General features: G+C 34.1%; 22 protein-coding genes and 4 pseudogenes. 15 read left to right on the forward strand and 11 right to left on the reverse strand.

Annotation, left to right across the window (positions count from 1 at the left end; all coding sequences use genetic code 11):
- Positions 1-372 precede the first annotated feature (372 nt).
- From NSS97_RS28655 to NSS97_RS28680, 6 genes are all read left to right on the forward strand, one after another.
- Complete coding sequence (locus NSS97_RS28655) at positions 373-672, forward strand: DUF2089 family protein (RefSeq protein WP_016104021.1); 300 nt, start codon at positions 373-375, stop codon at positions 670-672.
- On the forward strand, positions 672-941 hold the full coding sequence (locus NSS97_RS28660) for a hypothetical protein (protein ID WP_070146077.1): 270 nt from the start codon (positions 672-674) through the stop codon (positions 939-941). Before NSS97_RS28655 ends, NSS97_RS28660 begins: the two co-directional genes overlap by 1 nt.
- Before the next feature lie 772 nt (positions 942-1,713).
- A complete protein-coding gene (locus tag NSS97_RS28665) occupies positions 1,714-1,956 on the forward strand; it encodes a DNA-binding protein (protein ID WP_341114956.1) in 243 nt (80 codons plus the stop codon).
- A gap of 428 nt (positions 1,957-2,384) precedes the next feature.
- Positions 2,385-2,744 (forward strand): DUF3796 domain-containing protein, encoded by a 360-nt coding sequence (locus NSS97_RS28670; RefSeq protein ID WP_000791545.1) that lies wholly within the window; start codon positions 2,385-2,387, stop codon positions 2,742-2,744.
- On the forward strand, positions 2,734-2,934 hold the full coding sequence (locus NSS97_RS28675) for a helix-turn-helix transcriptional regulator (RefSeq protein WP_001128818.1): 201 nt from the start codon (positions 2,734-2,736) through the stop codon (positions 2,932-2,934). The genes NSS97_RS28670 and NSS97_RS28675 overlap by 11 nt, the downstream gene beginning before the upstream one ends.
- Positions 2,935-3,392: 458 nt before the next feature.
- Positions 3,393-3,860 (forward strand): hypothetical protein, encoded by a 468-nt coding sequence (locus NSS97_RS28680; protein WP_071745893.1) that lies wholly within the window; start codon positions 3,393-3,395, stop codon positions 3,858-3,860.
- A 530-nt stretch (positions 3,861-4,390) separates the two neighbouring features.
- On the opposite strand, the gene NSS97_RS28685 is transcribed toward NSS97_RS28680, so the two are convergent.
- The 3 genes from NSS97_RS28685 to NSS97_RS28695 form a co-directional block, all read right to left on the reverse strand.
- Positions 4,391-5,419 carry a DUF4179 domain-containing protein gene (locus NSS97_RS28685; RefSeq protein WP_341114957.1) on the reverse strand — a complete coding sequence of 343 codons (1,029 nt, stop codon included), beginning with the start codon at positions 5,417-5,419 and terminating at the stop codon, positions 4,391-4,393.
- The gene (locus NSS97_RS28690) at positions 5,412-5,945 is read right to left on the reverse strand and encodes a sigma-70 family RNA polymerase sigma factor (protein ID WP_341114959.1); all 534 of its coding nucleotides are present in this window, start codon (positions 5,943-5,945) and stop codon (positions 5,412-5,414) included. Before NSS97_RS28690 ends, NSS97_RS28685 begins: the two co-directional genes overlap by 8 nt.
- A gap of 80 nt (positions 5,946-6,025) precedes the next feature.
- Positions 6,026-6,598: a recombinase family protein gene (locus NSS97_RS28695; RefSeq protein WP_341114961.1), complete on the reverse strand. Its 573-nt coding sequence runs from the start codon at positions 6,596-6,598 to the stop codon at positions 6,026-6,028.
- Between the two features lie 502 nt (positions 6,599-7,100).
- On the opposite strand from NSS97_RS28695, the gene NSS97_RS28700 reads away from it, so the two are divergent.
- Together NSS97_RS28700 and NSS97_RS28705 are read left to right on the forward strand one after the other, a co-directional pair.
- The gene (locus NSS97_RS28700) at positions 7,101-7,574 is read left to right on the forward strand and encodes a helix-turn-helix transcriptional regulator (protein ID WP_002188105.1); all 474 of its coding nucleotides are present in this window, start codon (positions 7,101-7,103) and stop codon (positions 7,572-7,574) included.
- A 38-nt stretch (positions 7,575-7,612) separates the two neighbouring features.
- Positions 7,613-7,993, forward strand: coding sequence for a hypothetical protein (locus NSS97_RS28705; protein ID WP_002188104.1), 381 nt, complete (start codon positions 7,613-7,615; stop codon positions 7,991-7,993).
- 299 nt (positions 7,994-8,292) lie between these two features.
- Here the strand turns inward: NSS97_RS28705 and NSS97_RS28710 are convergent, their stop codons facing one another.
- The 4 genes from NSS97_RS28710 to NSS97_RS28725 all read right to left on the reverse strand — a co-directional run bounded on the left by NSS97_RS28710 (position 8,293) and on the right by NSS97_RS28725 (position 11,409).
- Entirely contained in the window at positions 8,293-9,723 is a 1,431-nt protein-coding gene (locus NSS97_RS28710) for an IS4 family transposase (protein WP_002184625.1), read from the reverse strand.
- Positions 9,724-9,929: 206 nt separating this feature from the next.
- The gene (locus NSS97_RS28715) at positions 9,930-10,556 is read right to left on the reverse strand and encodes an SMI1/KNR4 family protein (protein ID WP_341114964.1); all 627 of its coding nucleotides are present in this window, start codon (positions 10,554-10,556) and stop codon (positions 9,930-9,932) included.
- Positions 10,557-10,862: 306 nt separating this feature from the next.
- Positions 10,863-11,051 (reverse strand): RNA chaperone Hfq, encoded by a 189-nt coding sequence (gene hfq / locus NSS97_RS28720; protein ID WP_341114966.1) that lies wholly within the window; start codon positions 11,049-11,051, stop codon positions 10,863-10,865.
- Positions 11,052-11,073: 22 nt separating this feature from the next.
- Positions 11,074-11,409, reverse strand: a complete 336-nt coding sequence (locus tag NSS97_RS28725) for a transposase (RefSeq protein WP_341114967.1) — start codon at positions 11,407-11,409, stop codon at positions 11,074-11,076.
- 498 nt (positions 11,410-11,907) lie between these two features.
- On the opposite strand from NSS97_RS28725, the gene NSS97_RS28730 reads away from it, so the two are divergent.
- Together NSS97_RS28730 and NSS97_RS28735 are read left to right on the forward strand one after the other, a co-directional pair.
- Positions 11,908-12,945, forward strand: a complete 1,038-nt coding sequence (locus NSS97_RS28730; protein ID WP_341114969.1) for a serine hydrolase domain-containing protein — start codon at positions 11,908-11,910, stop codon at positions 12,943-12,945.
- A gap of 21 nt (positions 12,946-12,966) precedes the next feature.
- Complete coding sequence (locus NSS97_RS28735; RefSeq protein ID WP_341114972.1) at positions 12,967-13,380, forward strand: GNAT family N-acetyltransferase; 414 nt, start codon at positions 12,967-12,969, stop codon at positions 13,378-13,380.
- 292 nt (positions 13,381-13,672) lie between these two features.
- Here the strand turns inward: NSS97_RS28735 and NSS97_RS28740 are convergent, their stop codons facing one another.
- The gene (locus NSS97_RS28740; RefSeq protein WP_107888051.1) at positions 13,673-13,984 is read right to left on the reverse strand and encodes a hypothetical protein; all 312 of its coding nucleotides are present in this window, start codon (positions 13,982-13,984) and stop codon (positions 13,673-13,675) included.
- 279 nt (positions 13,985-14,263) lie between these two features.
- Between NSS97_RS28740 and NSS97_RS28745 the strand changes: the two are divergent.
- Positions 14,264-15,505: pseudogene (locus NSS97_RS28745) on the forward strand (IS4 family transposase); the annotation flags it as partial.
- Between the two features lie 183 nt (positions 15,506-15,688).
- On the opposite strand, the gene NSS97_RS28750 reads toward NSS97_RS28745, so the two are convergent.
- The gene (locus NSS97_RS28750) at positions 15,689-16,765 is read right to left on the reverse strand and encodes a Ger(x)C family spore germination protein (protein WP_107888383.1); all 1,077 of its coding nucleotides are present in this window, start codon (positions 16,763-16,765) and stop codon (positions 15,689-15,691) included.
- 177 nt (positions 16,766-16,942) lie between these two features.
- Between NSS97_RS28750 and NSS97_RS28755 the strand changes: the two are divergent.
- Positions 16,943-17,109 (forward strand): annotated as a pseudogene (locus NSS97_RS28755) (IS4 family transposase); the annotation flags it as partial.
- Between the two features lie 335 nt (positions 17,110-17,444).
- Here the strand turns inward: NSS97_RS28755 and NSS97_RS28760 are convergent.
- Positions 17,445-17,828, reverse strand: a complete 384-nt coding sequence (locus tag NSS97_RS28760) for a hypothetical protein (protein WP_131929462.1) — start codon at positions 17,826-17,828, stop codon at positions 17,445-17,447.
- Positions 17,829-18,013: 185 nt separating this feature from the next.
- Positions 18,014-18,586 carry a histidine phosphatase family protein gene (locus NSS97_RS28765; RefSeq protein WP_107888385.1) on the reverse strand — a complete coding sequence of 191 codons (573 nt, stop codon included), beginning with the start codon at positions 18,584-18,586 and terminating at the stop codon, positions 18,014-18,016.
- Between the two features lie 210 nt (positions 18,587-18,796).
- Here NSS97_RS28765 and NSS97_RS28770 point away from each other — a divergent pair.
- The 3 genes and pseudogenes from NSS97_RS28770 to NSS97_RS28780 form a co-directional block, all read left to right on the forward strand.
- Positions 18,797-19,846 (forward strand): annotated as a pseudogene (locus tag NSS97_RS28770) (IS4 family transposase); the annotation flags it as partial.
- A gap of 513 nt (positions 19,847-20,359) precedes the next feature.
- Positions 20,360-21,664 carry a group II intron reverse transcriptase/maturase gene (ltrA, locus tag NSS97_RS28775; RefSeq protein ID WP_341114977.1) on the forward strand — a complete coding sequence of 435 codons (1,305 nt, stop codon included), beginning with the start codon at positions 20,360-20,362 and terminating at the stop codon, positions 21,662-21,664.
- 146 nt (positions 21,665-21,810) lie between these two features.
- Positions 21,811-22,203, forward strand: a pseudogene (locus tag NSS97_RS28780) (IS4 family transposase); the annotation flags it as partial.
- Between the last annotated feature and the right edge of the window lie 485 nt (positions 22,204-22,688).

A 22,688-nucleotide genomic window follows, 5' to 3' on the forward strand; every position in this document is an offset into this window, starting at 1 on the left:
TAACTTTTAAAAATCATACTCTCATCAAAAAACGGCTTCTCAGATTTCGATATAACAAATGTTTATTTGAAAGTGAATGACATAAGACCTAAACAACAAGGGATGTGTTGTAAGTGAAAATAAGCGGTTTAAGGTGAGTTAGGTGTACAGAGATAATAAAGTTGTTTAAAAAACGCCAGTCATTTTATTCAACAATCGGGCCAGATTGTGAAGCAATACCCACTTGAGTAACTTAACTCAAATGGGTTCTTTTTAATCTAAAATTAATTAAAAAAATTATAAAAATTATTTTTAATAAAATTCAATATTTTATTAATATTATTCAAAAATATGTTAAACTAATATTAATAAAAGTAAATGGAGGGCAAAGCTGTGGATATTAACAATATTCCAAACTGGATTTTAGCCTTGGAAAATGAGGATTTAGAGTTTGTTAAAAACTTAGTACTTCATTCGGGTTCTTTAAAAGAGATTGCAAAGGTTTATGAGGTATCATACCCAACAGTAAGACTTAAACTTGATCGATTAATCGATAAGATAAAAATGAATGATGCCGTAGAAAACGAGGAATTTATTAAATTTATCAAGAGCCTGTCGATTGATGATCGGATAAGTGTAGAAGATGCAAAATTGATTATTGAAAAATATAAACAAGAAAGAGATGGGGAATAATGGTTCTTATTTATGCTGGTATTTTAGCTGTTCAATTTTTCTTATCAAGTAGAAACAATATCTATTGGGGGGCAATTTTACCAGTAGCACATATTGTATTTCTGACATGGTTGTTTATAACGAGTCGTATTGAAAGTACTAGTGGTTTTATCCTTTATCTATTATTAGGGATGTTTTTCTTATGTATAGAATGGAATCTAGGTAGAAAGTATTTTCATAAGAAGATACAAAAAGAATTGGATAAAATGAAAACCCACGACATGAAATAGAGAAAATAGTTGTTAAACGAATTTATTGTTATATTTTTAAGTACAATGAAGTATCTTATGTCGAAAATTAAACGACTATATTTTAACCCCGTCCTAAATTTAGAACGGGGTTATGCTTGTTTTAGGTTTTAAAATTTAATAACTCTATTGTCTTTTTACATTAGGGATGTTATTAAGAATTTTTTATGAAATATCTGAAAAACAAAAAGAATAACCTTGTAGGGTTTCTTGTTTTGTTATAAAATAACCTTATAAGGTTATTTTATAAAGATAAGGAGTGAAAATATTAGAGAATACAGTAAAAGAAATCATTGATGATTTAGAGTATCTGTTCAGGAATGGAGAAATTGGCATGGAAGTAAGTAATCCGGCTTACTATCAGAGGTTTTGTAAAGTACTGGATGCAACAGAAATGCGCTATGATTTACACATTCACGAATATGATGAGGGTTCCCTAGTTGTTAAATTAGTGTAAAATACAAATGTTTTAAGGGGTTAATTTTCTTGAAGTATAAAAAGGGAATGGGGAGGCAAAGGATATGAAAATTGGTACATCTGAATGGCTTTCTCTTAGTAAGGATATTAAGCTGAAGTTGATTCGTTTGGCTGTCATAGATAGTAAATATAAACAAGCAAAATAAAAACCCTTCATTTGCTTAATAGCAAACAAAGGGCTTAGTTAATGATTGACTGTAGAAGAAGGAAATCTCGTCCATTTCCTTCTTTATTTATTGTAACATAAAAGGAAAAGCACAAACAAAGGAGAATTCTCATGAAAGAAATCGATAAATACATGACACCATCTGAAGCAGCTTTTTACTGGAGGATTCCTCGTGAGACAATTAAGAATAAATATAGCCCTTCTTTAATGAACGAGAAGCAAATAAATGATTTAGAACGCATGTTACAAGAAGGTTTAGTGAAGTATTTTTTGCATCCTGAAGGGAAGCGTAAGGAATGGATTATAAGCCGAAAGGCAATGTATGAATGGTTTGGAGAACCAAAAGACAAGTAGGAAAGGGGGATAATAATGCAAGAGGAAACATTTTCTCTCTGGGGAGGATTTAAGAGTGCATTTCGTTTGATTATTTGGTTTTGGATCGTTATGTTTTTGCTATTTGGTGAAAGCTTGCTACAATAGAATTAAGTCGAAAGTCTAAATACCCTTAGGTAGCTCTCATAGATGTAAGATCTATGAGAGCTTTTTCATTACAGTATATAATAATTTCACGTACTGTAATAATTAATAAAAGATAAAACACTACTTCAATAGTCTACATTTAGCTGTATGTTGAATTTGTAGGTTTGAAATAAAGTTTAACCGTTTTGAAAAAAGATCAACTGCTCTAAAAAAAGTCGCACCGTTTTCAATCCTTTTTATTTCCAAGTCGATGTGATATATTTATAGCATAAAGAGCGAAATATATCACACAGGAGGGTTATATGAAAAATAAATTAGCTTATTTAGGATTTCTCGGTTTTTTGGGTTTTTTAGGTCCGTTCTCATTTTTAGGTAATATTTCATGGGCATCTTATTTTTTCGGTTTCTTTTTCTTCTTCGCATATGCAAAAGTAGTACCAGATGAGCTTTTTATGCTACATGTTCGCCTCGCAGCTACAAGAGCCTTTTTCATAGCACTAGTATTAGGTAGTATACTACTCTTAAGTGTTTTTATTTTTGAAAATTTACATGTAATTCGGTTCTTTGTTATATTTTCGTTTTTCATACCTTTAGGTACATTCATAATTAATTTAGAAATATTTGAGCGTAGAGAAAAGAAAGGGATGCAAGATGCCACTTAAGACTCGAATGAAAGAATATAGGGTAAAGCTAAGTATGTCTCAAGAAGATTTAGCCAATGAGGTTGGTGTCAGAAGGGAAACAATTGGCAATCTCGAAAATGGAAAATATAATCCTTCATTCAAACTTACTTATGATATTGCGAAGGTTTTGAAAGCACCTATTGAAGTTCTGTTTTGGTTTGAAGAATAGGTTAGGTATAAGTAAATTGTTGTAATAGATATGTCTATGAGTTTTGATCAATCTTTTTTATAAAAACTAGATTCAGATTTTTAACAAAAGACTCCATTTTGATTAATCTTTTTTCAAAATGGAGTCTTCTTATTTACCATATAATATGGGTTTGTGGAGTGTTTTTGATTAAACTTTATTTCAAATCAACAATTATGGGGGGGTTCTGAAAATCTTAGCTTGATGGTGATGTGGTGCTACCCCAAGATACTTCACATCAGACAATAAAACAGAAATTGAATTTGAATAAGCATTCCTGCGGGAGTGCTTATTCATTTTATTTGCAGGAAATTATCACCATTTGTCGAATTATATAAGCTGAAGGGTGATAAAAATGAGTCATAGAAATCTTTTTATGCTGGCAATGAATACGTAAAAACAAAAACATTCACTTATAGCGGTTAATAGGAGGAATTATCATGAAAAAATTAGCTACAATTGCGTTGACTGGTGCGTTAGCTTTAGGCGGTTTAACGGTTATGAATTTAGATACACCAAAGGCACATGCTGATGAATTTAATGAGGGCTGTCATTATATTTGTGGTCCTAGCGAAACGGTGAACGGTGTTACAGTTCAAGTACATTCTACACAAGTTACTTTTGGCAACAGTACAATTGCAAGAATTACAAACAACCGAGCTGAAGATATTCATTACAATGTTAGCCTTGAGAAAAAATATGGAGATAGCTGGGGAGAATTTGAAACTAGTTTCCATTGGCAAAATCAATGGGTTCCAGCTGGCTCAAATGATGAAATTTCAACTTTCACAGGATATGGCGAAAACATTTACGACACTGGGACATACCGCTACAAAGTTGAAGTTGTAAGTGCTGATGGTTCTGTAGATACGATTTATACAGCAGGAATGACGGTAACAGGGCGATAACTCATGACTGAGCTTTATTATTTATGATTGTATTTTCGATAATATCATTGATAATTGCGTTGATATTATTATTAAAATAAGCTCTTCGGAGCTTATTTTTTTTATATAAAAATTGAATATTAATATTCTATTATTGAGTTTTATCCTCTGTTCATAAAGGGGTACGGAAACAATTCTGGGTATGAGGGGCCACTCTGGAATTTAATTACAAATATAAAAAAGAACTTTATTCAAGTTCTTTTAATCTACGATATAGAGCGGCCTGACTCACTCCTGTAATCTGACATATTTCCTTTACTGTTTTATTGGTATGTTTTCGTAATTCAATTACATGGTTCATGCCAGGATGTTTATCTGGGGTACCGTCAGGAAAATGCGGATTTACAACGTTAAGGAAATTTAATGTGAAAAAGCCGGATTCCAATAGCTATGGAATCCGGCTTTCATGACGGCTTTTAATAAAACTCGTTATTCAACTATCGCGTGTTCGTTAGCTTAAGGTACTTCTGCGATATGAGTAAACGAGGTCATTATTTACTTTTATTTAAAGGAACGACTAATTCTAATTCCTTTATTTCTTCACTAAATCCTTCACTATTTTGTCGACTTGGCTTGAGTGTAAATGATTTTGGTATCATATCCATTGGAGGCAGTGTCAGTACCATATGATGACCATAGTTCCCAACTGCCATGCCTGATTCTAGTTTCAGTTTATCATATACCTGACCATTATCATCGACTACGGAGAAATCAAACCATGGCCAAGTATCGTTTTTATCCATTTTAGCAGGGTAATCAATCGTTAGGTCTATTCTAGTTGATAGCGGTGAAAAGGTTACTTTATCCGCTGTTAACTTATAAACTTCATCTACCGTTTTAGTTGTAACCTTTGGATAAAACTCAAACACATCGCCTTTTATTTTTTTAAGTGGGAAAGCCACCTTCAACTTACCCTCATAGCCAAATAAGTTTTCTCCATGGACCTCAATCTCAATGTTATCGCCAAATTCATTAAATTTAGAGAAGGTAAATTGATGATGTTCAATTATTGTTTTCGAGTTTAAGTCGTCCTGACCTGTTGAACCAATCGCTGGTTTAATTTCTTGTTGTCCATTAATTGTTATATAGCTAAAGCCGGCCTTTTCTTCTTTCATCGAAAGTTCTTTTTGACCTGTGTAAACAACTGTTACGATTAACCGGTTTCCATCATAAGCTGCTTCTTTTACAGTCATTGTTAAGCCGTTTTTACTATCTTGTTTATCAATTACTGTCGTAAGTTGATCGTGTTCAATTTTATCTGAGGCAATGTCTCTAAAATCTTTATAAATTGGACCAATTAGGGGAACATTTGATAAGGCTTCCGCCATGCCTGTTGAAACAAATCCAGAACCAAGCAAAGATAGACATAACCCACATGCAACCAAGATTGACCGTTTTGTGGTTCTTTCGGCTTTTCTTTTTTTCTTGGCTTGAAAGATAGCCGCCTTCTCCCTAGCCATTAGCTTTTCAACAGGTACATTTATGTTGTCGATGGACCGATTGAATTTGTCTTTATTCATAAAGATAGCCCTCCTTTAAAATGGGTCTTAACTCTTTTTTCGCCCTATTTAAGTGTGATTTCACGGTTCCTTCCGGGTAATTCATGATGGTGGCAATTTCCTTAATGGACAAATCGTGATAATACCTTAACAAAATCATGGTCTTAACAGTAGGATTTAAGAATTTAAATGCTTCTGATAAATCCATCGAATGCATGATAAAATCAACATTTTCAGAAGCGATTAATTCAGTAAAGATTTCCTCATTATCTGTAGTAAAATGGCGAGACTCTTTCCGAATAAAATCAATTGATTTAAAAACTAGAATTTTTGTAATCCAACTCGAAAAATGTTCAGGCTTTTTTAATGTCTTTATTGAAATATAGGCTGTATAAATTGTTTCTTGATAGACATCAAGAGTATCTTGTTCATTTCTAACATATGCATAGGCTGTTCGATACAACTTTTGTCGAACAGAATCAATCAGTTGTTCAAATGCTTCATCATCACCCTTTTTTGCTTTTTTCACTAATTTTGCTATATCCATTTTGGTTCTCCTCTCCGTTACACAATAAAGTCGAATGAGGAAGTAAATTGGTTGCAAAATAATTAAATATATTAAAATTGTTATCCATTATCTTTTTCCATTTCCTTTAGCCTACGATAAAATGCCGCCTGACTGATTCCTGTAATTGCACATATCTCCTTTACAGTTTTATTGGTAGTTTTACGTAATTCAATGGCATGATTCATACCTTGATGCTTATCTGTATATTTTTTAACTCTTCCTCGATATTTCCCCTTTTGTTTGGCCAATTTAATTCCTGAACGTTGCTTCTCTTTAATCATTTCTCGATCTAGTTCACTAAAGGCTGTCATTACCGTTAAAAAGAATTTACCAGTTGGTGTTCTGGTATCTATTCCTAAGTTTAAAATAACAAGGTGTATATCTCTTTCTCTAAGTTGTTCAACTAATTGCATTAACTGAATAGTGTTTCGACTAAGACGATCCATTCGTGTCACAACTAATGTATCATTAGGAGCTACCTTTGAAAGAAGTTCATCTAAAAGTGGCTTTTGTTTAGAAACGCCACTTATTTTCTCCTCCACAAGTTCATCTACTCCGTATTTTGTAAGTTGATCAATCTGGCTATCTAGATTTTGATCTTGTGTACTTACTCGAGCATATCCATAAATCATTTTTATCCCTCTTTTAATCTATAATTTTGATAAGTGTTATTGAGAGTCTATTAGGGGCACGGCAACGATTACTGCTATTTGGGGCCATTTGTAGAAAACTTTGAAATGTATGATAAAGCATTGACTTTCAGGTAATTAGATTTGAAGTCTTCAAGAACGTTTTCTTTAAATATGTTCCGTAAACTTATTTTCCACGAATATTTACAGATGTTCTGTAAACTAATCTTATTAAATTTATTTCGAAAAGTTAACGGAATTCTAGTTCTGTTAACTTAAAATGGCGAGTGGCCCGAAAAAGAACGAATCGTTGCCGTGCCCCTATCAAGCTAAGAAATACAAATATCCTCAAAACGAGCTAACTTCTCATGGATAACTGTGCAATGACCATTTTTATGGCTTATTCAATTATTTCTTACAAGATTTAGGGGGCGAGTTGAAAACGGATTGATTTTAGTGTAAAATTACACTAAATAAAACATTTGTTACTTTCGGAGGGGAGAAAGTGAATAAGGAGCTTACAATTGAACTCATTTCAACGAAAATAAAGTTAATACGTACTGAAAAAGGATATACACAGGATAAAATGGCTGAAGTTCTCGGCATTTCAAAAAAAACGCTTGTTCAAATTGAGAAAGGGAGAACGAATGCAGGTTGGACCAACACCGTTGCTATTTGTGCATTGTTTAGGGATAGTGAGGTTTTACAGTCTTCTCTTGGGGATGATCCATTAGTAGTAATCGAAACAATGGCCCACAATAGAACTAGCAACTTCAAAGAAAAAACATTGGGAGGAAAAGTCTGGTGGAAACAGATTCAAGAAAAAGGGAACTTTCGTTTACAACAAAATCTGATTAGTCAGCATTATCGTATTTTAGACAAACATGATTACCGTTGGTTTAATTCGTTTGATCAAGAAGAAGCACTAGATCAACTTAATAAATTAGCAACAGATTCAGAAAATCAAATAACCCCTTAAAACTACAATGAGCGAAAATAAATAGGAGGAAATTACATATGATCATCTTGAGTCTTCTTTGGATTCTCTATGTACCTTATCTTGTATTGTGCGGTTTTGTCGGTGGGATTTATCTAATTATTACTGGTGTTAAATATCACAAATTACTAGCCAGTGTAATGGGATTACTCAGCGTTTTCTTTGTCGTACTGCCTTATGTTTTTTGGGGTATTGGGGTTGATGGAGATAAATATCTTCCCATTCCAACCGAACTATACTGGATTCTATTTTCTTTAACTGGGCTACTAGCGGCATTCATTGGATTACGGTCAAAACTTAAAGGCATACGCAATATGGGATTTATTATTTTTACTAGTGGAATAGTAGGCGACCTTTTCTATTATTTAATGTCTGTACCTGATTCAATGTATATCAGATAGTTTTTACTAAACTCAACGCATCTACTACTATATGGGGTACCTCCACATGACTATCAAGTTAAAATTTTATAGTATCCCCAGAACGAAATTTTGTGCTAACTTCTAACAAAAAACTTATTTTTGAGGAGAGGATTTTAAATTCTTAAGTTGATGGGCATGGGGTACCGCCACATCGCTATCAAGCTAAGCTTATGCAAAGTCAATTTTAGGCGAGATTGTTTCTTTTTTCTAAAGGGCAAGTGTGGGTGATTGAAAGATTTGCATACGAAATAAACCCTAACGGGTTTCACTTTTTTGAATTAAGCGGCTTGATTATCAGGCATGGTACAATTGTAAACGACACCTAATATATCAAAGACCGTTTTTTTCTCATATCGATGAGATTTCCGCCCGTTTTGCTGTAGGAGATTGAACAGGCGAAGTAACACCTTTGATAGCTCTTGAGTGTTTTTTTGTATAGTTTGGAATAGAAGAAGAAAATAGTCTTTAATCATATATATGGCTTTATACTCACTAAGCTCTCGTTTTTTCTTCATGAGGAGCAATTGGCGCATTTGAAACATGATAGAAGAACAGAGTAGAATGGCAATCAACTGACCATATAAATGGCACTCCAATCGTTCTGGTTTTATCTTTTTACAATGATGAATTTGAAAGAATGACTTCCACGTTTTAAATAAAATTTCGATTTGCCAACGCAAAGAATACCAGTCATGTACCTGTCCCATCGGGACAATATCTGTAGGGGTGTTTGTCATATATACATTGATACCACTGAGTCGTTTACTACGAGGAGAATACTTCATTCCTTTCTTTTTTTCTCTTACAGCTTGATCTTGTAATCGTTTTTGTTGCTGTTGTTTTGTTAATCGATGAACAATTACACGAGCTGGCACTTTATCAATCATTCCTACATAAGCATCAGCTATTTCACATGTTTGTCCTGGTTGAAGGGAGTTCATTAACGTCTCCATATCTATCTGTATATACTCTGTACCTTTCTTAATTCTTCCATCTTGAAAATAATCAGGGTTAGGATTTTTTTGATAAATACGTGTATTTGACTTGATACGAGAGATATAGTAGGCCTCGTTATCTTGTATATATTGAAGGTCTTTTAAATGAAAATAACCTAAATCTCGGATACATAAATCATTCGCTGTCACAGTTGGGGCACACAGAGAGCCGTAAGTGCGATCATGTTGTTTACCTGGACCTGTATGAATATGTAGGAACTGTCCACTTAACAAATCATACTCAAGTTGAATTTTTATCCCAGCTGTATGGCTGCATCCTCCTGCACCTGGATAAACCGATGAAAATACATCCGGGAGTTGAAATGCAGTTGAATCTAAAATACGAATACGCTTGAAAACAGAAGTATATGGAGAAGAAATCGGCATAGATGAGATCAGTTTTTGGTTTAGTAGTTCAGCTAGTATGTGTTGTAAAAGTTGGACGGCCGCCTTATTAAATCGTTGATTCAGTCCTTCAGGACTGATAAGCACTGCTGTTGATGCTTCTAAACAGCTAGATAACTGAGTTAAAGAAGTCATAGCTACATTTTGGCTCACCCATACACATAAAGCGACTAAATCTTTTGCTTGGTACTTACTGGTTCGTTGTACAAAACCAACATCTCTAGCAAGATCCCGTAAGGTATTTGGAGATAAAAAACTTTGAATCTCTTGAGCAAATAGTTGTAATTCGTCAGACACAGAAACAGACATAAAAAACGCCATCCTTTCCTATGATTCTACAGAAAGAATAGCGTATTTTTTCATTCTAGGGGGCATTTCTTTTTATTAGCTTGATAGCGATGGGGTACCGCCAGCATTTTGGAAAAAACCATGCTAAGCAAAAAAGTAAATAAGCCGCCCATATGGACAGCTTATTTACATAAAATTCGTTATTGGAAGTTAAAAGTGCCTATGTTTTAAAGTTCTGTGAAGAGTTTTTTCCATTTTTGTGCTATTTCACTATCTGTATTTATACCCTTTGAATCTATGAAGGTTTCCCATTGCCAGATCTCAGCCCCAATTAAATGCAAATCAGTAAACTTTTCAATAAACTCAATAAAATTATCTGCTACATAAGTGACTGAATCTTCTTCATGATCCCAGTAAACAACAGCTGCATCTTCGTTATTAGAATTCAAATCTAAAGCAAGATAATCACCGTTGGGAACGGTATAGAATGCTAATTTTTGTCGTAAGTTTTCACCATAATTATCTCCTACATCCTTTAAGCTATCTGCAACTTCTGTTAAGTCCTCAATCGAATCTAAATTCCAACATAGTTCACCTGCAAAGATATCATCAAATTCAGCTGGTATAGAAAGTTCATCTGGAAAGAACCATCTAAGCTCTACTTGCTTTGAAAATTTCACTAAAACTTCTTTGAAGCTAATAGGGAGAGGATAGCCTAATTGTTGTTCTGTTAATTTAATTTCTTCTTCTGTTGCTGATTTTTCAACAACGAAAGATTCAATATCCCCTTTAATTTTTTCTATTTGATGAAACGTTTCGTTCCAGTTATTAATCCAATTTTGACTGTTCAACATAGCCAGTCCTCTCTTTTTATGTATTTATAAGATTAGATTATCATGGTAAAGCTTCTTTGTATTAAAGTTTTTTTAATGAATACTCTATTCATGTGCGGTTAACATAACGTCCCATTATCGGTAGCAAGGAAAAAGGCAGATCCCTACTTTCACAAGGAATCCGCCTTTTCACTCTATTCATTTTTTTATACATTCCTGTCCTGGCGCGGATTTAGGGTTCTCGTTTGTTACTGAATTAGCTGAAAAGCTGCATAAACTTTTGCATATTCTTAGTGTGGGTTTTTTCCGAAATGCTGGCGGTACCCATTAAATAGCAAGTGTAGAGATTGCTTGTTTGTAGATTAGTTGTTGTTTACCATGAACCATCATTAGGACGGTAAATTTATCTGTTGCAAGGATCTGCCCACGTATTGGAACGCCATTCTGTAAAAATACAGTAACTTCCCCTTTTTTCTCTTTCAATTGCTCATACATATCTTCTTGTAAGTTATACATGAAATACGCCCCCTATTTGTATCTACTTTTCTTTTAATACTTTCAGCCGCTCATTGTTGTCTATTTGTCTTTCCCATTCACCTTCTATTTTTCTAAACCATTTTCCTATTTTACTTACATAGTATTTTTTCACTTCACCATACGGAATCCAAATTTCACGTTCCTGTATTTGATTCATCACTTCATGAATAATCTCATCATGTTCATACTTTTTAGGTTTTCTATAATTTGTTTTTACAAACTGTGTATATTCTCTACGTAACCAATTAGAAATATGTTGTCTTTGTCTTTGCTTGAGATGTGACCATTTTTTATTTGTTTGAAGGATTTTTCCATTTACTTTTATGTGGTTTTTCATCGACACTCATCCCCTTTTACTAGCAAAACGAATATATCACTATCGTATCACATTTAAATCGAAATACTGCTCTAGGTACATATTTCGCAAGAAATCTATCCAAAATGGGGTCTCGCCAACTAAACGCGAATTTCGTACGCTAAGGAATTTCTAAGTTGAAAAACTTAGTTTTACCATACGTTAACAAAGTACCATAAACGACATTAAACGTTTGTTATGGTACTTTGTTTTTGGTAATGAGTTTTGGAACTGGTTTTTGACCGTATTTCTTTCAGTTTTGTTAGAACTAAATAGAGTTCCTTAAACGGGCGTTTTCGGTACTTATTGCAGAACCTAAATTGGATAAAAACGTTAGAATAAAAAATAAATTGTGGAGAAATATACATAAGCTAACGGTACAGATTAATTGGACATAAATTTATTTTCCAAATACATACAATAGAACGTACATTCGTGTTAAACTTCTATTAGTGGTACTAATATACGAGGGGGATAACTATGAAATTAAAAAATATAACCATTAAGGAACGAATGAAACATTATAATGTGCCAGGTTTAAGTATTACATTAATTGATCATGGTCAAATCAGTAGTACAGAAAATTACGGCATACTGGAGGTAGGAAGCGATAAGAATGTAAATAAAGATTCTATTTTTAGTGCGTGTTCAATTAGTAAATTTCTAACAGGAATGCTTGTTATGAAACTAACTGAGCAAGGAATTCTTGATTTAGATGAGGATATAAACAAAAAACTTGTATCGTGGAAGGTGCCTGAAAATGATTTAACTAAAAATAAAAGAGTTACATTACGAAATTTGCTTAGCCATCAATCTGGGATTATTGATCCTGAAAATAGTTTCATTGAGCTTAATTTAGTTACGGAGGTCCCTTCGATGGTTGAATTATTAGAGGGGAAAACTCTTTATTGTAAAAATCCTATTGAAGTGAAATATGAACCTGAAAGTGAATTCCACTATTCAGATGCAGGTTTTTGTATTATCCAGCAACTAATAGAAGATGTAACTGAAAGACCGTTTCATCGAGTTATGAACGAACTTATATTTGAACCATTAAAAATGAAAAATAGCAAATTAAACACAACACCTTTAGAAATGGATAGAAATGATTTTTCTTGTGGTCATAACAGAAACGGTGAATTGGTGAATGGAAAATATCCTATATATCCATATCTAGCAGCTTCTGGGCTATGGACAACCTCTTTAGATCTAGCCAAATTAGTCCTTGAATTGATAAATGCTGTAAAAGGAGAAAGTAAGGTTGGTATATCGGCAAATATAGCAAAAGAAATGATAACCCCACAAAGAGGTAAGAATTGGACTGGATTAAGTATGTTTCTAGAAGGTTCTAAAAAAGAATTAGAAATTACATCACTCGGTTGGGGAGTAGGTTTTCAATGTATGATGGTGGCGTTTCCGTATTTAGAAAAAGGTGCAGTGATCATGACAAATGCAGAATTAGGTGTTCATCAAATGGAAGGGATTATAGGGGAAATATATAAATCTCTTATGTCCTAAGAAACCTTAAAGGGGCGAAGTATGCAGATAGCATTAGTTGATATAACCCATATTTCTAAAGTTGTGTCTTTCTTCAAAGAAAATTTAGATGGTAACAATAGTGAAGTTTATTCTGAAGAGTTTTTATGTCCTCTTGGGATTAAAGCAGCTATTAGAAGAAAACAAATGATAGTGGCGACAGTTAATGGTCAAGTAGTAGGAGCATTTCGATTTTACCGAAAAAAAACATCAAACACCATTTCTCTATATCAATTTGCTATAAGCGAGATCTATCGTGGCCAAGGCTTGTTAAAAAAGATGTTAAAAACTATAAATGATTTACCTATCGTTGCACTATGTCCAACTGATTGCGAATTTAATCAATATTTTTACAAGACAGGTTGGAAACTACTAGAACAAAATAAAAAGTTTAAAGTGTGGGTTTTTAATGACTAAACATAGGGGAATTCTTGTTATTAGGATTTTATCTACTATGGGACAGAGGGGTTATGTCTTATCGAGGAGCTTTAGTTGAACAAGCTACTCTAAAAAAGTCGGTTCCTAGCGTACAGGAAATCGGCTTTCTCTATGTGAAAAATCGCTTAGCGTACGAAATTCGCGTTTAGTTGGTGCTACCCATGCCCATCAACTTAAGAAATCGGTAGTTCCCCAAAACGAAGAAAATTTCGTTCTGGGGACACTTCAAAATATTAGCTTGATGGCCATGCTGTGTTACCCCTACTAAACATTAATCTTTCGGTTCATATAAGTAAAAATCGTCTTCTTCAGGAAACTTTATAATAATAACTTTTCTATTTTCTTTTTCAAATACAGTAGTAGCTCCTTCTTCATGCGTTTTTTTCCACCCTTTAGCTCTTATAGACATTAAAGGTAAATAACCAAAAGTATATTGATAATCTGCTGGCTTATCATCTTCAACATGGTTAGAAAAAATAAACACAGGAAAATCTTTAATTTTCGACTCTTTCGTCATTAAGAATGTAGAGATAATCAGTAGTAATAAGCCCCCAAAAATTATCTTTGTTTTTTTAAATTTCACAATTTATCACTCCTATTGATATTGTACTAAATATCATTATAGAAAAATATAACAAATTAATTCATTTGGCAAGATAAACACAAAAAGTAATATGTGTTGATGTGTAGAGATAATAAAATCATATAATTTCGAGCGTAGAAATAAAGTAACCATCTATCTGTTGAATAGATGATTATGGGGTGCTGACGCATCGCCATAAAGCTAAAGTTTTACACTATCCATTATGTAAAAAAGACGTTATTCTTTTTGTAGAAATATACAGAAAGGATGGCATTTTTTATGAATCTTTCGATTCAAGATGAACTCCAATTATTTGCTGAGGAATTATATCAATATTTTACTCCTTCATTCTTAGAGGAGCTTGCTAGAGAATTAGATTTTGTTCAAAGAAAGCGTAAGTTTTCAGGGCATGACTTAGCCACTATCTGTGTTTGGGTGAGTCAACGAATAGCGAGTGATTCTTTAGTTAGACTGTGTAGTCAACTACATGCAGCTACAGGAACTCTTATTAGTCCAGAAGGACTAAATAAACGCTTCAATAAAAAAGCTGTTTGCTTTTTAAAACATATTTTCTCCACATTATTAAAAAGTAAAATTTGTGAAACATCATTGATTCCAAGCTCTTCAATCACCTATTTTCAACGGATTCGTATTTTAGATGCAACGATTTTTCAAGTACCAAACCATTTAGCTAGTGTGTATCCTGGGTCAGGTAGTTGTGCACAAACAGCGGGTATAAAGATTCAATTAGAATATGATTTACATAGCGGACAGTTTTTAAATTTTCAAGTTGAACCGGGGAAGAATAATGATAAGACCTTTGGAACAGAATGTTTAGCGACATTACGCCCTGGCGATCTATGTATTCGGGATTTAGGCTATTATTCACTGGATGATTTAGATCAAATGGACCAACGTGGCGTGTATTATATATCGCGGCTTAAACTAAATAATATGGTGTATATCAAAAATGAGTTTCCTGAATACTTTCGAAATGGGACAGTAAAAAAACAGTCTCAGTACATCAAAGTTGATTTAGAACACATTATGAATACCTTAAAACCAGGACAGGCCTATGAAATAACAGAAGCTTATATTGGAAAGGATAAAAAACTATTTACACGAGTTATTATATATCGATTAACTGAAAAACAACTTCGAGAACGTAAGAAAAAACAAGTGTATACGGAAAGTAAAAAGGGTATTACGTACTCAGAGAAAAGTAAACGATTAGCTGGTATGAACATTTATGTTACCAATACACCCTTGGAATGGGTTCCGATGGAACAAATACATGATTTTTATTCCCTCCGCTGGCAGATTGAAATTATCTTTAAAACTTGGAAATCCTTATTTCAAATTCATGATTGGCACAATATCAAACGAGAGCGATTAGAATGCCACATTTATGGAAAACTCATCGCTATTTTTCTATGTTCTTCTACTATGTTTAAGATGCGACAATTAATTTTACAAAAGAAGAAAAGAGAATTAAGTGAATATAAAGCCATTGGAATGATTCCTATAAGCAATGAAAATTGCTTTGAATAGATAATAGCATAATTAGACATAAAGGAAAACTTAGATTTGTTTAGCGTGTAAATTTTTGAAAGTCTAATTTGTTTTAATATTTGAAAGTATTACAAGCCTCGGCAAACATATAGATGGTTTTCATAAAACTCATGGTAAACCATTTCAATTTTCTTACTCAACGACTCCTGAATTTTCAATATTTACGATGTATTTCACTTTTACTGGTACTGTTTTATATATTTTGTTCCATTCTTTTAACTCAAATGATTTATAATGCTGTTTAAATTTAGAGCCTAAACCAAGTGGATCTACATTTAGATTTTGTAGTTTTTTTAGTAGCTTTTTACTATCTGTATTAAGTTGTTTTTCTATGTTCTTTGTTATTATCTCGTAATTCTTTTTATTTTCTAGACTTATTCTTTTTGAGACTTCTTGCACACGAGCATCCACTTTAACTTGAATATAAAAAGATGGTTTTCCATTTTTAATCTGAACATGATAGGAAGGAGTGGAACGGATGTTGTTAATTAATACATAACCGCCGTGGCTTTTAAACTCTTGAGAGTTCAATCTATGTTTTTCAAGCAATCCTCTAAAAACAAACATCTCTTTTGGTGCCAATTTCCCTACATATCTTTCTTCATTGAAAAGAGCTAAACCTTGAATTTTTATTTTATCTTTCTGTTTTTTTAATATTGGCATAAAATTATCTTGTCCTACTTTGTAATAGCGATTAGAGTTATGATGTAAATTATCATACGGTAATGAACCTGTTTCCATATTGTGTTCCAACAGATTTTTTATATAAATTGCAACATTAAAGTTATTTTGATATTTTCCAGAGAATAGATCATATCCATTACCTTCCAGTATCCCTAGATATATTGTGTGTCCTATACTACTATCTCGTAGAAGTGCATCATACGCTACCGCTATATCTTTTTTAGCTAATTTTTCTGTAAAAAGAGCAACACGTAATTGGCCACTGGCAAACGGCTGTGCAGATTCGAAGGAGGCATTTTCTCTTCCTTGTTTTATTGTGTTTGCAATATTCTCAAATACTTGAACTTTATGCCCTTTTTGTTGAACAGGACAGACAATTGTTGCTTTTATTTTATCTTTTGTTGTATCGTATACAACGCCTTGAATTAATTGAACATCATCAATAAGAGACTTTTGCAAGCATCCTGTCATAAATATTAATGAAATACCAAATAGGAAAATTTGTTTTTGTGTAATTTTTTTCATATTCTCTCCATCCAGTCACAAACCAAATTGAAAAATAACTCGTTGTAAGTTTTGGTTTAGAACGTGTGAATTGTTAAATTATAGACTTTGATTATTTGTGATATTTTTCCATAATAATCACCATTATATGTATGTTTTTATTAGAACTACCGATAATGGCAATTATGTAAAAAGTAAACGAATACACGTATTTATCAAAAAATCCTAACCTTGATTATTTTCAAGATGGAAGAATCAAAAAAGGTACAGAGTATATACAGATAGATATGGAGATTTTAATGAACTCTCTTCAACTAGGACAAACATGTGAAATGTCCAACGCTTATGTAGGAATGACTAATCGATAGCTTTTTATATAGCTTAGAGTGATTTTTAATCAAACTTTATTCTAAACCTACAGAAGAAACGCAACAGTAAAAAACTTTGCGTTTCTTTTTTATTGATATATTGGGGTGCAGCCGCATGCCCATCAACTTAAGAAATTGATAGTTCCCCAAAACGAAGAAAATTTTCGTTTTGAGGACACTTCAAAATATTAGCTTGAGAGCATGGGACTGAACCCCTAATGCTTTATTTTAATAATAATTCTTTTCATAAAATAAATCCCAGTTATCAGTCTAAAACATTTTTTAGATCTAACAATAACTAGTGGACATTTTTATCTTTCAGATAGTCTCTTTTATTCTAATTTCTTCATTTCTTTCAGCCGTTCTATATCCTTTTTTGAAGCCTTTTCTATTTCATACAATTCATAGCTACCCTTTGTCTCATTTATCACTACAAACTCAATTTCATTCCGAATATAGCTTTTAGTTTTTCCTTTTTTATAACCAATAACATTATCTAATATAGTTTCCCCACTATCTTTTTTATATAAATTATAGCTAACAGGTGGACGACCAATTACATATTTATTATCAGAAAACCCGACTATATCATCTCTTCCTAATCCTGTCGAAACACTCCAGACAAAAATAATCTGAAATATAGAAAAAACAACAATACCGCATAAGAAAACAAATAGGATTGATTTAAAAAATAACTTTAAAAATATCCTGCCCAAAAACATTCCCTCCCATTTCACCTCGAGATAGCAAGAACAAAACGTGAGTTTTGTACGCTAAGAAACCGAATTTTTATATTGTTGAACTCAATCCCCGTCAATGTCATAAGAAAAAGGGTTACCGCAGTAACCCTTTTTCTTATAATACACGTCATTTAGGTAAGCTATGGATGAATAAAGTCAATCTATGAAATTTCCCACAATCTTTTAACTTCCACCAATTCCTGCCCATTGAATTCCATTCTATATATATCTGGTTTTGATGTCTGTAATAAAAAATTAAAATCATACTTACTTTCATAATATCCCATCATCAAAGTCATTACAGCTCCATGAGTGCCTAATACTACTTTCTGTCCTCGATAGGTGTTTAATAATTCTTTTAAAACTCTTATAGCACGTTTCTGACAGTCGACATTCGACTCTCCTCCCATTAAAGCGAAGTTGGGATCTATGAATGACTTTTCTATCAAAGGGAATAATTCTTTATCCGACATTCGTTCCTCTTCAGCAATAAAAATTCTCTCTTTTAAGTCCTCAAATACTATAACTTCTTGTCCTATTTGCTTCGCTAACTGCTGAACAGTTAGAATTGAGCGTTTGTATGGACTCGAGATAACAACGTCGATTTCCTCACCTTGTAATGCATCTGTTATTCGTTGAACATCTAATTTTCCTTTTTCAGTTAATTCTCTTGTCTCTTCTTTTCCAAATTTCGGTGAATCCCCGTGTCTCACCATATATATGAAAGTTTTCATAATTGCCTCCATTTTTTCAGTTTCCTTTACAATTCCTCCCTGATATTAGCATATATATCCAAGTTTGTCCCTTTTAATTAACAGAAAAATGCGCTAATTTGAAATGAATTCACGATATTTGTAAGAAAAACTCGAAGTTTTCACTATCCTAAGGTATAAAAAAACGTTATTCTTTCTAAACAAGCTAGATTAGAAAGGATGACGTTTTTTATGAATCTCCCGATTCAAAGTGAACTACAATTATTTGCTGAAGAATTACATCAACATCTTAGTCCTTCATTTTTAGAGAAGCTTGCTAGAGAACTAGACTTTGTACAACGAAAACGTAAGTTTTCAGGTCGTGATTTAGCTACTATCTGTGTCTGGATAAGTCAACGGGTAGCGAGTGATTCTTTAGTGCGATTGTGTAGTCAACTTCATGCTGTTACAGGAACTCTTATGAGTCCAGAAGGACTAAATAAACGTTTCAATAAGAAGGCTGTTTGCTTTTTAAAACATATTTTCTCCATATTATTAAAAAATAGAATTTGTGAAACATCAGTGATTCCAAGCTCTTCAATTACCTATTTTCAACGGATTCGTATTTTAGATGCAACGATTTTTCAAGTGCCAAAACATTTAACTAGTGTGTATCCTGGGTCAGGGGGTTGTGCACAAACAGCGGGTATAAAGATTCAATTAGAATATGATTTACATAGCGGACAGTTTTTAAATTTTCAAGTTGGACCGGCGAAGAATAATGATAAGACCTTTGGAACAGAATGTTTAGCGACCTTACGACCTGGCGATCTATGTATTCGGGATTTAGGCTATTATTCACTGGACGATTTAGATCAAATAGACCAACGTGGCGTGTATTATATATCGCGGCTTAAACTAAATAATATGGTATATATCAAAAATGAGTTTCCTGAATACTTTCGAAATGGGACAGTAAAAAAACAGTCTCAGTACATCAAAGTTGATTTAGAACACATTATGAATACCTTAAAACCAGGACAGGTCTATGAAATAACAGATGCTTATATTGGAAAGGATAAAAAACTATTTACACGAGTTATTATATATCGTTTAACTGAAAAACAACTTCGAGAACGTAAGAAAAAACAAGTGTATACGGAAAATAAAAAGGGTATTACGTACTCAGAGAAAAGCAAACGATTAGCTGGTATGAACATTTATGTTACCAATACACCTTTGGAATGGGTTCCGATGGAACAAATACATGATTTTTATTCCCTTCGCTGGCAGATTGGCGTGTCCAGATAAGGACACATTATCTAGTTGGTGAAAGTCCAATCGGGAGAATAGACTCCACTCCCGTAGCCTGAGAGGCGCCATGAAGTGAAAGCGAAATGGCGAAGCCCTCTGACATCACATGCAAAAGGCATGTGGGCAAATCTCCAGGTTGTAACGTACAGTGAACGTAGATGTAGCCTCGTTACACGCAATTCCGGTGGCTGAGACGGTCGATAACGTGCGAAAGCAACAAGAACTGACCGAAACGAGTCTGGAACGGCAGTTCTCACCGGCGGGGTATCAGCGGCGACATGGAGAGAAAGATAATGTGGAAACTGGAGAAGCCCTCGACACCCGATGAAGAAACCTCATCGAGGAGACCGTCTCTATAACCGCGATCGGGAAGTGAGAACGGTAGGTGTCAGGGTGGCGGAACGGATCGTAGTACCAGAGATCTGCGTGCAGCAAAACGCGCGGGGAGGAAAGGGTCCGAACCTGTAAACATTTCGTATGACTAAAGGAGGCAAGGGTGCCATGACAAAAACACCCATCACTTTGCAGGAACTAAGGCGACGAATCTATCAAAAGGCGAAGTCTGAACCTACGCATCGGTTTTGGGGACTATTTTCCCACATTACCAAACTAACAACCCTTCATGAAGCATATCAGCAAGCGAGGAAAAACAACGGTGCCCCAGGCATCGACGGGAAAAGTTTCGCTGATATAGAGCTAGAGGGAGTTATGCCGTTTTTAAAGAATATCCAAGCAGAACTACAGGCTGGAACATATCAACCACAAGCTAATCGTAAAGTAGAAATCCCAAAAGCAAACGGAAAAATGCGGACACTACAAATCCCGTGTATACGGGACCGCGTGGTCCAAGGAGCGCTAAAACTCATATTGGAAGCCATCTTTGAAGCTGATTTCTGCCCAAATTCCTACGGATTCCGACCAAAACGCTCCCCACATCAAGCACTGGCAGAAGTGCGACGTAGCATATTGCGTCGGATGACTGTAGTAATCGATGTTGACTTGTCACGCTACTTTGATACAATTCGACACCACATACTTTTGGAGAAAATTGCAAAGCGTGTCCAAGATTCACAAGTTATGCATCTTGTAAAACAGGTAATCAATGTGACAGGAAAGATTGGTGTCCCGCAAGGGGGACCATTTTCTCCCCTAGCCGCAAACATCTACCTCAATGAAGTAGATTGGACATTTGATGCCATTCGACGTAAGACAGCAGAAAACCATTACGAGGCTGTAAATTATCACCGTTTTGCTGATGATATAGTTATCACTGTAAGCGGACACTCTAGTAAACGTGGATGGGCTGAATTGGCATTGCGACGACTGTGGGAACAATTAAAGCCTTTGGGAGTTGAACTGAATCTGGAGAAAACCCGAGTGGTTAATGTTTTAAAAGGAGAATCCTTCGGATTCCTAGGATTTGATTTGAGGCGAGTACTTAATCGAAATAAGAGTAGATACTTTGTTCTTATTACCCCGAAGAAGAAAGCCTGTACGAAAGTGAAAGCAAAAATCCGAGAATTAATCAGAAACGCAGGCGCCAAACCTGCACAAGATTTAGTAAAACAAATCAATACTGTACTGATTGGATGGGTGAATTACTTCCGGGTTGGGAATTCTAGTCGAGCTTTTAGTAAAATACGGGACTATACAGAGATGAAAGTCCGTACGTTATTGACGAGAAGGAAACGGCGACAAAAGCGTAGCATTGGATGGCAGAGATGGAGTAATGAATATCTCTATGGTGTACTAGGGCTCTATTGGGACTGGAAAGTTCGTCCTCTCGAAAGCTCAGGAAGATATTGATAAAAGTGTCTGCCATCTGATAGGTCTCATAACCCTTTTGATGAAGTTTATGGGGTGAGCTGCTTGAGGGAAAACTTCACGAGCAGTTCTTATGGGGAGGGGCTGGAGACGGGTCATAACTGATACCGCGCCAGTTCTTTACCCGACAAATTATCTTTAAAACTTGGAAATCCTTATTTCAAATCCATGATTGGCACAATATCAAACGAGAGCGATTAGAATGCCACATTTACGGAAAACTTATCGCTATTTTTCTATGTTCTTCTACTATGTTTAAGATGCGACAATTAATTTTACAAAAGAAGAAAAGAGAATTAAGCGAATATAAAGCCATTGGAATGATTCAAGACCATCTATACATTCTTTATCAAGCCACACAGCAAAACACCCAAGAAATAACAAAGATTTTAATCCGCCTGTTTCATCTTCTACAAAAGAATGGACGAAAATCTCACAGATATGAGAAGAAGACTGTATTTGATATTATGGGAGTTGTCTATGAGTATAATGGATTGAGAAAACAAATGAAAATTGCATAATTAAAAAAGTGAAACCCGTTAGGGCTTATTTGGTATGCGCATTTTTAAGAATATACTTCTATTTTAAGAATGTTTTAATCCAGCTAAACGAAAGTTCAGTTTGTTTATAATCTTAAGTTGATGGGCATGGGGTGCAGCCGAGTTACGTGTAAAAATAGGTCATAGGCTTACTTTTATTTCCATATGCCATTTATAGGGCTTATAAATATCATTTTGTCTATTATGGGTACACCCTAATCATCCATCTATTAGCTACTGAAAACACTTTGTTCCAACTGTATGATTAGGATGTATGTTAATAAGTTGAAAGATAGTAAGGAAATCCGTGATTACAAGTACGTTTGGAAATAAATGTATGACTAATACTCAAAATTACATGTATCTCGGCTGTACCCCTTTAATAGGTTTTGCGCCAATAATCGTTGTGAAAGTACGTCGCAATTTTGTAAGGCTTGCAAATTGTACAGCAGTACTGCCGAGATTTT

This window comes from Bacillus sp. FSL R12-0074 (genome assembly GCF_038005725.1).
In the GTDB taxonomy this organism is placed as follows: Bacteria; Bacillota; Bacilli; order Bacillales; family Bacillaceae_G; genus Bacillus_A; species Bacillus_A mycoides.

What these genes read in the sequence shown, in the direction of transcription:
- NSS97_RS28735 (WP_341114972.1), top strand. Translation starts at nt 12,967, where the DNA reads ATGCAGATAGCATTAGTTGATATAACCCATATTTCTAAAGTTGTGTCT.
- NSS97_RS28685 (WP_341114957.1), bottom strand. Translation starts at nt 5,419, where the DNA reads ATGAATAAAGACAAATTCAATCGGTCCATCGACAACATAAATGTACCT.
- NSS97_RS28695 (WP_341114961.1), bottom strand. Translation starts at nt 6,598, where the DNA reads ATGATTTATGGATATGCTCGAGTAAGTACACAAGATCAAAATCTAGAT.
- NSS97_RS28660 (WP_070146077.1), top strand. Translation starts at nt 672, where the DNA reads ATGGTTCTTATTTATGCTGGTATTTTAGCTGTTCAATTTTTCTTATCA.
- NSS97_RS28665 (WP_341114956.1), top strand. Translation starts at nt 1,714, where the DNA reads ATGAAAGAAATCGATAAATACATGACACCATCTGAAGCAGCTTTTTAC.
- ltrA (WP_341114977.1), top strand. Translation starts at nt 20,360, where the DNA reads ATGACAAAAACACCCATCACTTTGCAGGAACTAAGGCGACGAATCTAT.
- NSS97_RS28680 (WP_071745893.1), top strand. Translation starts at nt 3,393, where the DNA reads ATGAAAAAATTAGCTACAATTGCGTTGACTGGTGCGTTAGCTTTAGGC.
- NSS97_RS28715 (WP_341114964.1), bottom strand. Translation starts at nt 10,556, where the DNA reads ATGTTGAACAGTCAAAATTGGATTAATAACTGGAACGAAACGTTTCAT.
- NSS97_RS28750 (WP_107888383.1), bottom strand. Translation starts at nt 16,765, where the DNA reads ATGAAAAAAATTACACAAAAACAAATTTTCCTATTTGGTATTTCATTA.
- NSS97_RS28690 (WP_341114959.1), bottom strand. Translation starts at nt 5,945, where the DNA reads ATGGATATAGCAAAATTAGTGAAAAAAGCAAAAAAGGGTGATGATGAA.
- NSS97_RS28675 (WP_001128818.1), top strand. Translation starts at nt 2,734, where the DNA reads ATGCCACTTAAGACTCGAATGAAAGAATATAGGGTAAAGCTAAGTATG.
- NSS97_RS28670 (WP_000791545.1), top strand. Translation starts at nt 2,385, where the DNA reads ATGAAAAATAAATTAGCTTATTTAGGATTTCTCGGTTTTTTGGGTTTT.
- NSS97_RS28765 (WP_107888385.1), bottom strand. Translation starts at nt 18,586, where the DNA reads ATGAAAACTTTCATATATATGGTGAGACACGGGGATTCACCGAAATTT.
- NSS97_RS28710 (WP_002184625.1), bottom strand. Translation starts at nt 9,723, where the DNA reads ATGTCTGTTTCTGTGTCTGACGAATTACAACTATTTGCTCAAGAGATT.
- NSS97_RS28730 (WP_341114969.1), top strand. Translation starts at nt 11,908, where the DNA reads ATGAAATTAAAAAATATAACCATTAAGGAACGAATGAAACATTATAAT.
- hfq (WP_341114966.1), bottom strand. Translation starts at nt 11,051, where the DNA reads ATGTATAACTTACAAGAAGATATGTATGAGCAATTGAAAGAGAAAAAA.
- NSS97_RS28705 (WP_002188104.1), top strand. Translation starts at nt 7,613, where the DNA reads ATGATCATCTTGAGTCTTCTTTGGATTCTCTATGTACCTTATCTTGTA.
- NSS97_RS28725 (WP_341114967.1), bottom strand. Translation starts at nt 11,409, where the DNA reads ATGAAAAACCACATAAAAGTAAATGGAAAAATCCTTCAAACAAATAAA.